10 protein-coding genes are annotated in these 13,109 nt (G+C 67.3%); 8 read left to right on the top strand and 2 right to left on the bottom strand.

Annotated features, from left to right (window positions below):
• Window positions 1-14 precede the first annotated feature (14 nt).
• The 8 genes from ligA (at window position 15) to PV764_RS12125 (ending at window position 11,902) form a co-directional block, all read left to right on the top strand.
• Entirely contained in the window at window positions 15-2,477 is a 2,463-nt protein-coding gene (ligA, locus tag PV764_RS12090; RefSeq protein ID WP_421116683.1) for an NAD-dependent DNA ligase LigA, read from the top strand.
• A gap of 14 nt (window positions 2,478-2,491) precedes the next feature.
• Window positions 2,492-2,977 (top strand): GNAT family N-acetyltransferase, encoded by a 486-nt coding sequence (locus tag PV764_RS12095; RefSeq protein WP_046273336.1) that lies wholly within the window; start codon window positions 2,492-2,494, stop codon window positions 2,975-2,977.
• Entirely contained in the window at window positions 2,974-3,918 is a 945-nt protein-coding gene (gene epmA, locus PV764_RS12100; protein WP_421116684.1) for an EF-P lysine aminoacylase EpmA, read from the top strand. Before PV764_RS12095 ends, epmA begins: the two co-directional genes overlap by 4 nt.
• A gap of 110 nt (window positions 3,919-4,028) precedes the next feature.
• Window positions 4,029-4,751: a DUF3011 domain-containing protein gene (locus tag PV764_RS12105; protein WP_019184339.1), complete on the top strand. Its 723-nt coding sequence runs from the start codon at window positions 4,029-4,031 to the stop codon at window positions 4,749-4,751.
• A 43-nt stretch (window positions 4,752-4,794) separates the two neighbouring features.
• A complete protein-coding gene (gene mtnA / locus PV764_RS12110; RefSeq protein ID WP_019184338.1) occupies window positions 4,795-5,856 on the top strand; it encodes an S-methyl-5-thioribose-1-phosphate isomerase in 1,062 nt (353 codons plus the stop codon).
• 217 nt (window positions 5,857-6,073) lie between these two features.
• Window positions 6,074-8,773 (top strand): DNA gyrase subunit A, encoded by a 2,700-nt coding sequence (gene gyrA / locus PV764_RS12115; RefSeq protein ID WP_019184337.1) that lies wholly within the window; start codon window positions 6,074-6,076, stop codon window positions 8,771-8,773.
• A gap of 200 nt (window positions 8,774-8,973) precedes the next feature.
• The gene (locus PV764_RS12120; protein ID WP_421116685.1) at window positions 8,974-11,466 is read left to right on the top strand and encodes a membrane-bound PQQ-dependent dehydrogenase, glucose/quinate/shikimate family; all 2,493 of its coding nucleotides are present in this window, start codon (window positions 8,974-8,976) and stop codon (window positions 11,464-11,466) included.
• Window positions 11,467-11,587: 121 nt separating this feature from the next.
• Window positions 11,588-11,902: a hypothetical protein gene (locus PV764_RS12125; RefSeq protein WP_284129073.1), complete on the top strand. Its 315-nt coding sequence runs from the start codon at window positions 11,588-11,590 to the stop codon at window positions 11,900-11,902.
• A gap of 29 nt (window positions 11,903-11,931) precedes the next feature.
• Here PV764_RS12125 and PV764_RS12130 read toward each other — a convergent pair whose 3' ends face one another.
• Entirely contained in the window at window positions 11,932-12,324 is a 393-nt protein-coding gene (locus tag PV764_RS12130; protein ID WP_019184334.1) for a DUF3037 domain-containing protein, read from the bottom strand.
• Entirely contained in the window at window positions 12,302-13,078 is a 777-nt protein-coding gene (locus PV764_RS12135) for a HipA family kinase (protein WP_421116686.1), read from the bottom strand. The genes PV764_RS12130 and PV764_RS12135 overlap by 23 nt, the downstream gene beginning before the upstream one ends.
• Window positions 13,079-13,109: the final 31 nt, after the last annotated feature.

Raw genomic sequence — 13,109 nt, forward strand, 5'->3', positions numbered from 1 at the left:
GGATCGCCTCCCGCATGACCCCCAGCCCCGCCGCACGTGCCGACGTCCTGCGCCGCCAGATCGAGGATGCCGGCAAGGCATACCACGAGCGCGACGAGCAGCTGATCCCCGACGTCGAGTACGACCTGCTGGTGCGCGAGCTGGAGGCGATCGAGCAGGCACACCCGGAGCTGGCCGCGGCCGATTCGCCGACCCGGCAGGTCGGTGGCAAGGCGTCCTCCCGTTTCGCCGAGGTCCGTCACGCGGTGCCGATGCTGTCGCTGGGCAATGCCTTCAGTGATGAGGAAGTCCAGGATTTCGTGCGCCGCATCAGCGAGCGCCTGCGTCGCAGCACGCTGTATTTTTCCGCCGAACCGAAGCTTGACGGCCTGGCGATCAGCCTGCGCTACGAGGAGGGCCGTTTCGTGCAGGGGGCGACCCGTGGCGATGGCGCCACCGGCGAGGATGTCAGCGCGAACCTCCGCCAGATCAGTGTGATCCCGCCGGTGCTCAGGGGTGAGGGCTGGCCAGCGGTGCTGGAAGTGCGCGGCGAGGTCTACATGGCCCGTGCCGACTTCGAGGCCTACAACGCCGATGCGCGCCTGCATGACGGCAAAGTGCTGGCCAATCCGCGCAACGCCGCCGCCGGCTCGCTGCGCCAGCTCGATCCGAAGATGAGCGCCAGGCGCAAGCTGAGCTTCTACGCTTACGGCACCGGCCAGGTTGAAGGCGGCGAGCTGCCGCCTACGCATTCGGCCACGCTGGCGCAGCTGCGCGCGTGGGGGCTGCCGGTGAGTGACCTGTGCCAGGTGGTGGAGGGCGCCGACGGGCTGCTCGCCTATTACCGCGACATCGGCGAACGCCGCGATGGCCTGGCCTTCGATATCGACGGTGTGGTCTACAAGCTCGACGATCGCGCCGGCCAGGAACAGATGGGCTTCGTCGCGCGCGCACCGCGCTGGGCGATCGCGCACAAGTTCCCGGCGCAGGAACAGACCACCACGGTGGAGGCGATCGAGATCCAGATCGGCCGCACGGGTGCCGCGACCCCGGTCGCGCGTCTGGCGCCGGTCGCCGTGGCCGGCGTGATCGTATCCAACGCGACGCTGCACAATGCCGACCAGATCGCGCGCCTGGATGTGCGCGTGGGCGATACGGTGATCGTGCGCCGCGCCGGTGATGTGATCCCGGAAGTGGTCAGCGTGATCGCCGACCGTCGTCCCGCCGGCACCACGCCGTGGCAGATGCCCTCGCAGTGCCCGGTGTGCGGCTCGGAGATCGTCCGCGAAGAGGGCGAGGCCGCCTGGCGCTGCTCGGGTGAGCTGAGCTGCCCGGCGCAGCGCAAGGAAGCCATCGCGCACTTCGCGTCGCGCCGCGCCATGGATATCGACGGCCTGGGCGGCAAGTACATCGAGACCCTGGTCGACGCCGGTATCGTGCGCGGCGTAGCCGATCTGTACCGCCTGCAGCGCGATCAGCTGCTGCAGCTCAAGCTGGTGCTGGATGCCGAATCGCCCGAGGCGCTGGCCAGCCAGATCGGCCTGCACCTGCCGCCGGAAGGCAGCGGCGATTACCTGAGGGCCATCCTCAAGCTCGATGGCAGCGACGAGGCATGGCGCGCGCAGGCGCTGGCGATGCCGGCCACGTTCGCCTGGAACACGAAGAAGATCGCGACCAAGTGGGCCGACAACCTGATCGCCGCGATCGACGCCAGCCGCACCACCACGCTGGAGCGGCTGTTGTTCGCGCTGGGCATCGAGCATGTCGGCGAGAGCACCGCCAAGGCCCTGGCGACCTGGTTCGGCGATCTCGAACTGATCCGTCATCTGCCTTGGCCGCTGTTCAAGCGCGTGCCCGACATCGGCGGCGAAGTGGCGCGTTCGCTCGGCCACTTCTTCGAACAGGCCGGCAACCAGGAGGCGATCGATGCGTTGCTGCAGGTCGGCCAGGTGCGCATCAGCGATGTGCACCCGCCGACCGCCAAGTTGCGCGAGGGGCTGGATTTCGCGCAGCTGCTGGTCGAAGCGGAGATTCCGGGCATCACCCGGCTGCGCGCGGAGAAGCTGGTGGCCATGTTGCCGGATGCGGCCTCGGTGCTGGACGCCGAGCCGGTGCGTTTCGTGGCCGCTGGCCTGCCGAACGAGGTAGCCCTCGGGCTGGCCGACTGGCTCGACAGCGAAGGCCACGGCCCGATGCTGCTCAAGGCCGAGGAATACCGCCGGAAGCTGCTGGCACTGGCGCCGGAGCAGGCCGACCAGGTCGCAGGCCCTCTGGATGGACAGACCGCCGTGCTGACCGGCACGCTGACGCAGATGAACCGCGACGAGGCCAAAGCCCGGCTGGAAGCGCTCGGCGCCAAGGTGGCTGGCAGTGTGTCGAAAAAAACCTCCTTCGTGGTCGCCGGTGCCGAGGCCGGTTCCAAGCTGACCAAGGCGCAGGAGCTGGGCGTGCCGGTCTGGGACGAAGACCAGCTGATCGCCTTCCTCGCGCAGCACTGAACAAGAGAAACCGCATGCAGACCGTTCCCCTCGATTTCCGCCTGGCCACCGTCGCCGACACCGAGTTGCTGATCGGGCTGATGCGTGATTTCTACGCCGAAGACAAACTCGACTTCGAAGACACCCGTGTGCGGAACGCGCTGGCCGCGTTGCTGGAAGATCCGCGCAACGGTGAAGTGCTGCTGTGGCTGGACGAGGCCGGCGCGGTGGTGGGCTATGGAGCACTGGCGATGGGCTTCAGCCTGGAGCAGGGCGGCCACTTTGCGTTGCTCGATGAGCTGTACCTGAGCCATGCCGCGCGTGGGCGGGGCCGCGGCAAGCAGGCGCTGGCCATCCTCGAACAGCGCGCCAACGCACGTGGCGTGGAGCGCATGCGCCTGGAAGTGAACCATCACAACGAACTGGCGCGACGCCTGTACCTGGCCACCGGCTACGTCGATGACACCCGCGATCTGCTGACCCTGCCGCTGGCGAAGCGCCTGAAGGACGCGCGCGCGTGATCGCCGCGCTGCGCCAGCGTGCCGCGCTCAACGCACTGATCCGCCGCTTCTTCGCCGCACGCGCCGTGCTCGAGGTCGAAACGCCGATCCTGTCCGCAGCGGGCAATACCGAGCCGAACATCGACAGCTTCCATACCCGCTTCAGCGGGCACGTGGATGCGGGCACCGCGCAACGCTGGCTGCGCACCTCGCCGGAGTTCCCGCTGAAGCGATTGCTCGCGGCAGGGGTGGGGGACTGCTACGAACTGGGTCGTGTGTTCCGCAACGGCGAAGCCGGCGGCCGCCACAATCCCGAGTTCACCATGCTGGAGTGGTACCGGGTCGGCTGGGACCACCGTCGCCTGATCGACGAGACCGCCGCTCTCGTGCGCGATGCGCTGCAGCTGGTCCAGCGCGAGGCGACGCTGGAGGTCATCGATTACCGTGGTCTTTACCAGCAGCACGTCGGGCTGGACCCGTTCCAGGCCAGCCTGGAAGACCTGCAGGCACCGCTGGCCGAGGTCCGCATCGATGCGGACGGATTGACCCGGGATGACTGGCTCGATCTGCTGATGACCCACTGCATCCAACCGCACTTCCGTGACGACACCATGACGGTGGTGCATGACTGGCCGGCGACCCAGGCGGCATTGGCGAGAATTCGGCCGGGCACGCCGCCGCTGGCCGAACGGTTCGAGCTGTACCTGGGCAGCGTGGAGCTGGCCAACGGCTATCACGAGCTGAACGACGCGGCTGAACAGCGCGCGCGTTTCGAGCGCGACCATGCCATCCGTACCGCGCGCGGTGACGTGCTGCCGCCGCTGGATGAACACCTCTTGGCGGCCCTGCCGGCGCTGCCCGATTGCGCGGGGGTGGCGGTGGGCGTGGACCGGCTGCTGATGGCGATGAACCGCACCGGCCGCATCGCCGATGTGCTGGCCTTCGATTTCGCCCACGCCTGAGGCGTTTTGACGCACCCGCGTCTTGCACGGGCTGCATGATGATGCTCTGATCACACCGGATGTCCGAAGGTGGGTCATGTGATTGTTCAGGCGTGGCGGGGATCGTGTTGATGAAGCTGTTGGTAGGCGCGGGCATGCCCTTGTGGCCGGTGTTGCTGTGGACTGCGCTGATGCCTGAAACGGCGCTCGCGCAGGCCGGCGGCTATGCCGGCCAGGTGGTGCGTTGCGAATCGCGCGACATGGGGTGGGTGCATTGCGATGTCCCCACCGAAGGCGGTGTCGATCTGATCCGCCAGCTCTCCGACAACAGCTGCGTGCGAGGCTCGGAATGGGGCACCGACCGTTCCGGCGTCTGGGTGACCCTGGGCTGTCGCGCCGAGTTCCGCGCGCGTACCGCGGCTGCCGCGCCGCGTGCCGACGGTGAACGCCGCACGCGCCGGGTGGTGCGCTGCGAATCCAACGGGCGCCCGCAGAGCTGCCCGGTCGTGCTGCAGGGCGCGCCGGTGCGTCTGCTGCGCCAGCTCACCTCGCTGCCGTGCCGCGAAGGCCACAGCTGGGGCTATCGCCGCAATGAGATCTGGGTGACCCGCGGTTGCCAGGGCGAGTTCGAGGTCGGTGCCGCCGATGGCAGCGGGTTCCTCAACGTGCCACGCATCCTGGTCTGCGAATCCAAGTCGCGCCAGCGCCGCTTCTGTGGTGCCGGGATCACCCACGGTGTCACGCTCAACAAGCAGCTCTCCGGCACCCCCTGCGAGCAGGGCAGCAGCTGGGGCTGGGACAGCCGTGGGGTCTGGGTCGACAAGGGCTGCCGCGCCGAGTTCGCGGTCAACTGAGCGCGCGATTCCGCCTGCATCGGCACGCCGCTACAATGGCCCGATGAACGCATCCACCGACATCGACTACGCCCGTTACGACCATATCCGCCCGATCCTGTGGACCGGCGAGAGCCTGCAGCTGCTCGACCAGCGCAAACTGCCGTTCATCGTCGAGCACGTGGAGTGCCGCGACAGCGACGCGGTTGCCGAGGCCATCCATGCGCTGACCGTGCGCGGCGCACCGGCGATCGGCATTGCCGCCGCCTGGGGCGTGGTACTGGCGGCCAATGAGGTCCAGGCCGACGATGGCGCCCAAGCGCTGTTGAAGCTGGAGCCGGCCCTGCAACGCCTCAACGCCTCGCGCCCGACCGCCGTGAACCTGGCCTGGGCGCTGGCCCGCATGCGCCGCGCGCTGGCCCCGGCCGGTGCCGACTGGCAGCAGGTGCTGGCCGCCGAAGCCCAGGCAATCGCCGAGGAGGATCTGGCCGCCAACCGCCACATGGGCGCGCTGGGCGCCGGCCTGATCGAGGCCGGCAGCGGCGTGCTCACCCACTGCAATACCGGCTCGCTGGCCACCGCCGGCTTCGGCACCGCGCTGGGCGTGATCCGCGCCGGCATGGCCCAGCACCGCATCGCCCGCGTGTTCGCCGGCGAGACCCGGCCGTGGCTGCAGGGCGCTCGCCTGACCGTATGGGAGCTGCAGCAGGATGGCATCGATGCCACCCTGATCGCCGATTCGGCCGCCTCGCACCTGATGAAGACCGGTGCGGTCCAGTGGGTGGTCGTGGGCGCGGACCGCATCTGCGCCAACGGTGACACCGCCAACAAGATCGGCACCTACCAGCTGGCCATCGCCGCCCGCCACCACGGCGTGAAGTTCATGGTGGTGGCGCCGTCCTCCACGGTGGACATGGACACTGCCGACGGCGAGCAGATCGAGATCGAGCAGCGCGATCCTGGCGAGCTCTACGGCGTGGGCGGCACCCGCACCGTGGCCGAGGGCATCGCCGCCTGGAACCCGGTCTTCGACGTCACCCCGGGCAGCTTGATCGACGCCATCGTGACCGAGCGCGGGGTGATCCTGAACCCGACGGTGGCCAACATGCAGGCCGCGTTCGGCTGAGGCCGGCTGCGGCGCGTGCCACGACCGACGGTCGTGGCCTGCCCAAGCGCCCGCCAACGCCCCCGTAAGTTCCTGATTCTTGCCGGTAAAACCCCCGTAAAAGCGGGCGGAAAATGGCCCGCTGTGGTAGAATCCAACGGTTAATCGAGATTCCGGCGCAACCGCCCCGAAAGGGCGGTCGTGACGGACTGGACCGCTACCAGACAACGGAACCCGAATGGCAGAAACCGCCAAGGAAATCATCCAGGTCAACCTGGAAGACGAGATGCGCAAGAGTTACCTCGATTACGCGATGAGCGTGATCGTGGGGCGCGCACTCCCGGATGCGCGCGATGGCCTCAAGCCGGTGCATCGCCGCGTGCTGTTCGCGATGAGTGAACTCAACGCGCACGCCAACAAGCCTTACTTCAAGTCGGCGCGTATCGTCGGTGACGTCATCGGTAAGTACCACCCGCATGGCGATCAGTCGGTGTACGACACGCTGGTGCGTCTGGCACAGCCGTTCTCGCTGCGCTACATGCTGGTCGATGGCCAGGGTAACTTCGGTTCGGTCGACGGCGACTCCGCCGCGGCGATGCGATACACCGAAGCCCGTATGTCCAGGCTCACCCATGAGCTGATGGCCGACATCGACAAGGAAACGGTCGATTTCCAGCCCAACTACGACGAAAAGGAACTGGAGCCGACGGTCATGCCGACCCGGTTCCCGAACCTGCTGGTCAACGGTTCGGCCGGTATCGCGGTGGGCATGGCGACCAACATCCCGCCGCACAACCTGACCGAATCGATCAACGCCTGCATCGCGCTGATCGACAACCCCGAGATCGACGTCGACGGCCTGATGGAGTTCATCCCGGGCCCGGACTTCCCGACCGCGGGCATCATCAACGGCACCGCCGGCATCGTCGCCGGGTACCGGACCGGTCGTGGCCGTGTGCGCATCCGCGCCAAGGCCGAGGTCGAAGTGGCTGACAACGGCCGCGAATCGATCATCGTCACCGAGATCCCGTACCAGGTGAACAAGGCCCGGTTGATCGAGAAGATCGCCGAGCTGGTCAAGGAAAAGAAGCTCGAAGGCATCAGCGAACTGCGCGATGAGTCCGACAAGGACGGCATGCGCATCTTCATCGAGATCAAGCGCGGCGAGTCGGCGGAAGTTGTGTTGAACAACCTCTACCAGCAGACCCAGATGGAGTCGGTGTTCGGCATCAACATGGTGGCGCTGGTCGATGGCCGCCCGCAGTTGATGAACCTCAAGCAGATGCTCGAGGCCTTCGTGCGCCACCGCCGCGAAGTGGTCACCCGCCGCACCGTGTTCGAACTGCGCAAGGCGCGTGCGCGTGCGCACGTGCTGGAAGGCCTGACCGTCGCGCTGGCCAACATCGACGAGATGATCGAACTGATCAAGACCTCGCCGAACCCCACCGAGGCGCGCGAACGCATGCTCGCCCGCCTGTGGGAGCCGGGCCTGGTCGGCTCGATGCTGGGCGCCGCCGGTGCCGAAGCCTCGCGTCCGGATGATCTGCCCAAGGGTGTGGGCCTGCTCGCGGGCGGCTACCAGCTGACCGAGATCCAGGCGACCCAGATCCTGGAAATGCGCCTGCATCGCCTGACCGGGCTGGAGCAGGACCGCCTGACCGACGAGTACAAGCTGCTGCTGGAAACGATCGCCGGGCTGATCCATATCCTGGAAGATCCGGACCGTCTGCTGCAGGTCATCCGCGAAGAGCTGATCAACGTGCGTACGGAGTTCGGCGACGAGCGCCGCACCGAGATCCGCCACAGCGAAGAAGACTTGGACATCCTCGACCTGATCGCCCCGGAAGACGTGGTGGTCACCCTGTCGCACGCCGGCTATGCCAAGCGCCAGCCGGTCAGTGCCTACCGGGCCCAGCGCCGCGGTGGCCGTGGCCGCAGCGCCGCCTCGACCAAGGAAGAGGATTTCATCGAACAGCTGTGGCTGGTCAACACGCATGACACGCTGCTGACCTTCACCAGTGCGGGCAAGGTGTTCTGGCTGCCGGTCCACCAGTTGCCGGAGGCCGGCTCCAACGCCCGTGGCCGCCCGATCATCAACTGGATTCCGCTGGAAGCCGGTGAGCGGGTCCAGGCCGTGCTGCCGGTACGCGAGTACGCCGAAGGCCAGTTCGTGTTCTTCGCCACCCGCAACGGCACGGTCAAGAAGACCCCTCTCAGCGAATTCGCCTTCCGCCTGGCGCGCGGCAAGATCGCGATCAACCTCGATGAGGGCGATGCGCTGGTCGGCGTCGGCCTGACCGATGGCGAGCGCGACATCCTGCTGTTCGCCTCCAACGGCAAGACCGTGCGCTTCGGTGAGGACAAGGTCCGCTCGATGGGCCGTACCGCCACCGGCGTGCGCGGCATCAAGATGCCCAAGGGTGAGGAAGTGGTCAGCCTGATCGTGGCCGAGAGTGCCGGCGGCAGCGAAGACGAGAACGAGGATGAGAGCCAGGTCGACGAGACCGTGATCGACAGCGGCGATGCCGTGATCGAGAACGGCGCCGACGATGACAACGCGCTCTACATCCTGACCGCGACCGAGAACGGCTACGGCAAGCGCACCCCGCTGCCGGATTACCCGCGCAAGGGCCGTGGCACGCAGGGTGTGATCGGCATCCAGACCACCGAGCGCAACGGCAAGCTGGTGCGTGCGGTGCTGATGGGCCCGCGCGACGAAGTGCTGCTGATCTCCGATGGTGGCACCCTGGTGCGTACCCGCGGTTCGGAAATCTCGCGCGTCGGCCGCAACACCCAGGGCGTGACCCTGATCCGTCTGTCCAAGGAAGAGAAGCTCCAGGCGGTTGAACGCATGGATGCCTCGCTGGATGAGGGTGTGGAAGAAGATGCACCGGCGGCCGTCGAGGCCAGCCCGGTGGTGGCACCGCCGGAGGCGTAAGCCCCTGCGGCAGTGACACGGAAAACGCCGGCAGATGCCGGCGTTTTTCGTTGTGGGGCAGGGAGATTGCACGCTTTCATCGTCGGCTGTGCCGACGCTGGCGGCTGCAGCAAAGAACGCGCAACGTTCACGACCCCGGTGGGATAAGAGCCGCGGGGCCGGCGGCAACGTCGGCGATCTTCGCGCTTCAGGAGAAACCGATGTCCACCACGACGCAGACCCGCCGCCCCCGCCATTGGCTGGTGGCTGTGCTGGCAATTGTCATTCTGTTGCTGGGCGTTGTATTCACCGCGGGCGGCGCCTGGCTCGCCAGCCTCGGTGGTTCCTGGTACTACGTCCTGGCCGGCGTCGGCCTGCTGATCTCCGGCGTGCAGCTGTGGCGGGGCCGCTACAGCGGCGCGCTGTGGTTCGCGCTGGTGTTCGTCGGCACGCTGCTGTGGACGTGGTGGGAGTCGGGCAGCAACTATTGGCGCTGGGTGCCGCGCCTGGGCCTGATCGTGGCGATCGGCTTCGTGCTGTCGCTGCTGCTGCCGACGTTGGATCGTCCGGTGTCGCGCAAGGTCTCGCGGGGCATCGCCGGCGTGCTGGCGCTGGTGTTCGTTGCGGCCTTCACCCTGGCCTTCGTGCCACATGGTGTTACCGAGGCACAGGGCGCCTTCCCCGAACCGATGACCAGCACCGGCCTGGCACCCACGGCCGACGCGCCCCTGCAACCGGCCGACCGCCCGGTGGACGGCGACTGGGCCGCCTATGGTCGGAACAACGCGGCAACGCGTTTCTCGCCGCTGCAGCAGATCACCCCGGACAACGTGGCCAAGCTTGAGCAGGCCTGGCTGTTCCGCACTGGCGACCTGCCGGAGAAGCGCTGGGGTGCGGAAACCACGCCGCTGAAGGTCGGCGACAGCCTCTACCTGTGCACCGCACGCAACCAACTGGTCGCGCTCAACGCCGCCGATGGCACCGAGCGCTGGCGTTACGACCCGAAGATCAAGGACAAGTCGATCCCGTACACCGCCGCCTGCCGTGGGGTCTCCTATTACGAAGTGCCGGCCACCGCGCAGGATGCTGCATTCAATGACGTCGCAGCGGATCTCGCCGTCCCCAGCGGCGTGCCCGTGCTGACCCAGGTGCCGCGTGGCGCCTGTGCGGCGCGCATCATCGAAGGCACCCTGGATGGCCGCCTGATCGCGGTCGATGCCGCCACCGGCAAGCCGTGCGCCGGTTTCGGCAACAACGGCCAGGTCGACATCACCGTGGGCATGGGCGACAGCCCGGCCGGCTATGTCTCCATCACCTCGCCGCCGGCGATCGTGCAGGGCGTGATCGTGACCGGCCACCAGGTGCTGGACGGTCAGCGCCGCGACGCGCCGTCCGGCGTGATCCAGGCCTACGATGCCGTTACCGGCAAACTGCGCTGGGCCTGGGACATGGTCCGCCCGGAGCGCAACGGCGCACCGCCGCCGGGTGAGACCTATACCCGCGGCACCCCCAACATGTGGACCACTGCGACCGGCGACGACGAACTTGGGCTGGTCTACCTGCCGATGGGCAACTCGGCCGGCGATTACTGGAGTGGCTCGCGCACCAAAAACGAAAACCGTTACGCCACCTCGCTGGTGGCGATCGACGTCAACACCGGCAAGCCGGCCTGGCACTTCCAGGCGGTGCGCAAGGACGTCTGGGATTACGACATGGGCTCGCAGGCGACCCTGATCGATTATCCGACCGCCGCCGGCAAAGTCCCGGCCCTGCTGCTGCCGACCAAGCAGGGCGACATGTACATCCTCGACCGTCGCACCGGCAAGCTGCTGACCCCAGCCGAAGAGCGCAAGGTGCCCACGGGCGGCGTCGAGCCGGAACAGCGCTCGCCCACCCAGCTGTTCTCGCTGTATCACACGCTGCGCAAGCCGGACCTCACCGAGCGCGACATGTGGGGCATGACCCCGATCGACCAGCTGGTCTGCCGCATCCAGTTCCGCAAGGCCAGTTACGAAGGTTTCTACACGCCGCCGACCGCGGACCGTCATTCCATCGAGTATCCCGGCTACAACGGGGGCTCGGACTGGGGCAGCGTGGCCGTGGATCCGCGCCGTGGCGTGATCGTTGCCAACTACAACGACATGCCCAACTACAACCGGCTGGTGCCGCGCGAGAAGGCGGACAAACTGGGGTGGCTGCCGCGCGAGGATGTGACCGCCGACAAGGGCGGCGCCGAAGGCGCGGGCGATCCGCAGGTGGGCACGCCGTACGCCATCGACGTCAACGCCGGCTGGCGCCTGCCGTTCACCAAGCTGCTGTGCAAGCAGCCGCCCTACGGTGGCATCCGCGCGGTCGACCTGCGTACCGGCAAGACCCTGTGGGACCGCCCGTTCGGCAGCGCCCGCGGCAATGGGCCGTTCGGCATCCGCTCCGGCCTGCCGATCGAGATCGGTACGCCCAACAACGGTGGTTCGGTGGTCACGGCCAGCGGCCTGATCTTCATCGCCGCGGCGACCGACGATCTGCTGCGCGCGATCGACCTGAAAACCGGCAAGGAACTCTGGCATGCCAAGCTGCCGGCCGGCGGCCAGGCCAACCCGATGATCTACGAGTTCGGTGGGCGCCAGTACGTGGTCATCATGGCCGGTGGTCATCACTTCATGGAAACCCCGGCCGGCGATTACGTGATCGCCTACGCGTTGCCGAAGGGGTGAGGGACGCCGCGTCGGATGTGGCCGGCGTTCCATTGACGCAAGGCCGGGCAGCGCCCGGCCGCTCGTTGCGCGACTACAGCGCTTCGCGCAGAAATCTGACAACGGGCCGCGTTCTCTCCCGGTGAGCCTGGACGGCACGCACTGCCATGCTGGCCGGATGCCGAGTTCCTCTGTTCGATATGGGCGATGTCCGCTGTTAAATGCCTGCTACATCGTCACCGCTGTCGCCACCCATCAATTCCCGCTGTTTCATCATCACGGTAATGCGCAGGATGTCGCGCGCTGGCTGCGTGCTTCCGATGCGGAAAGGCGCACGGAATCTTTCGCCTGGGCCATCATGCCCGACCGCGTGCATTGGCTGTCCCTCCCGATGCGGGCGGGGCTGGCCAGCGGTCTGCATGGCTATCCGTTTTCGTGGTGCCGCTGGCCGGTCTGAATGGTGACGGGGCCGCCGCGCCGACGGTGCTACGCCGGGACCCGCACCATCTTCCGCATCAGATGCTCGACCACGCCTGTCGGCTCTGCGGTACGGCCCACGTGCGTGCTCGACATCTGCACCACCGAGCTGCGCTTGGCGGTGAGGAAATGGAAACGTGCACGCGCAGGCAGCTGCGCGATCGGCCCGGCGTTCGCGTCACCGCGGCAGATCGCCACGATCGCATCCAGCCACGGCTGCAGGCCCTCGATATCCAGCGTCGGCGCGAAGGCACGCAGCCGCTCCACATCCAGCTCGATCGCCGCTTCCAGGTGCTTTGCGCCCGGGCAGGACACGATCACCCCGACGTTGATGAATTCCTCGCGCTCCACGCGGGGCACTACGCGGATCACCGCATAGTCATAGGTGTGCAGTGTGGGCACGGACGGCCTCCTGTACAAAAGCCGCGCGTACGCGAAGGCGGTGTTGCAGATAATCGATATACGCCTGGCGGTAAGCCGCCGGGCTGTCGAAGGCGGGTTCGTCCACCAGCCAGCTGTCCGGCACCAGGCCGACGATCCGCTCGATTTCGGCATCCGGCAGCATCACCGCGAGCGCAGAATCCACTTCGGCAATCTGCGTGGCGAAGGGCAGCAGTACATGATCGCGGATCAGCACGAACGGCTTACTGCAGGCCTCCCCGGCACTGGCCCAGTCGTGATGGAAATACATCGCTGCGCCATGGTCGATCAGGTACAGCCTGCGATGCCAGACCATCAGGTTGGGATTGCGCGCGGTGCGGTCCACGTTGCTGGTGAACGCGTCGAACCACACGATCTTCGAGGCCAGCTCGGCATCGGGCTGCATGGCCGCCGGGTCGTAGTTGATCGCCCCGGGCAGGTAATCACTGCCCAGGTTCAGGCCCTCGCTGGCACGGATCAGATCCTGGATTTCCGGGTCCGGTTCGGTCCGGGCGAACTCGCGGTCCAGCTCGACGAACAGGATCTCCGGAATCGGCAGGCCGAGCGTGCGGGCGATTTCGCCGGCGATCAGTTCGGCGATCAGCGCCTTCGGCCCTTGGCCGGCGCCACGGAATTTGAGCACCACCATGCCGTCGTCGTCGGTCTCGACCACGGCGGGCAGGGAGCCGCCTTCGCGCAGCGGGGTGACATATCGGAGGGCGTGCACGGTTCGCATGGGGCATTCTAGCCGGGCCAAGGCCGGGCGT

It is taken from the genome of Stenotrophomonas sp. AS1 (assembly GCF_048957655.1).
GTDB lineage: Bacteria > Pseudomonadota > Gammaproteobacteria > Xanthomonadales > Xanthomonadaceae > Stenotrophomonas > Stenotrophomonas bentonitica_A.

Coding starts and splice junctions, on each gene's coding strand:
- PV764_RS12135 (WP_421116686.1), bottom strand. CDS start 13,078: ATGCGAACCGTGCACGCCCTCCGATATGTCACCCCGCTGCGCGAAGGC.
- mtnA (WP_019184338.1), top strand. CDS start 4,795: ATGAACGCATCCACCGACATCGACTACGCCCGTTACGACCATATCCGC.
- gyrA (WP_019184337.1), top strand. CDS start 6,074: ATGGCAGAAACCGCCAAGGAAATCATCCAGGTCAACCTGGAAGACGAG.
- PV764_RS12095 (WP_046273336.1), top strand. CDS start 2,492: ATGCAGACCGTTCCCCTCGATTTCCGCCTGGCCACCGTCGCCGACACC.
- PV764_RS12105 (WP_019184339.1), top strand. CDS start 4,029: ATGAAGCTGTTGGTAGGCGCGGGCATGCCCTTGTGGCCGGTGTTGCTG.
- PV764_RS12120 (WP_421116685.1), top strand. CDS start 8,974: ATGTCCACCACGACGCAGACCCGCCGCCCCCGCCATTGGCTGGTGGCT.
- ligA (WP_421116683.1), top strand. CDS start 15: ATGACCCCCAGCCCCGCCGCACGTGCCGACGTCCTGCGCCGCCAGATC.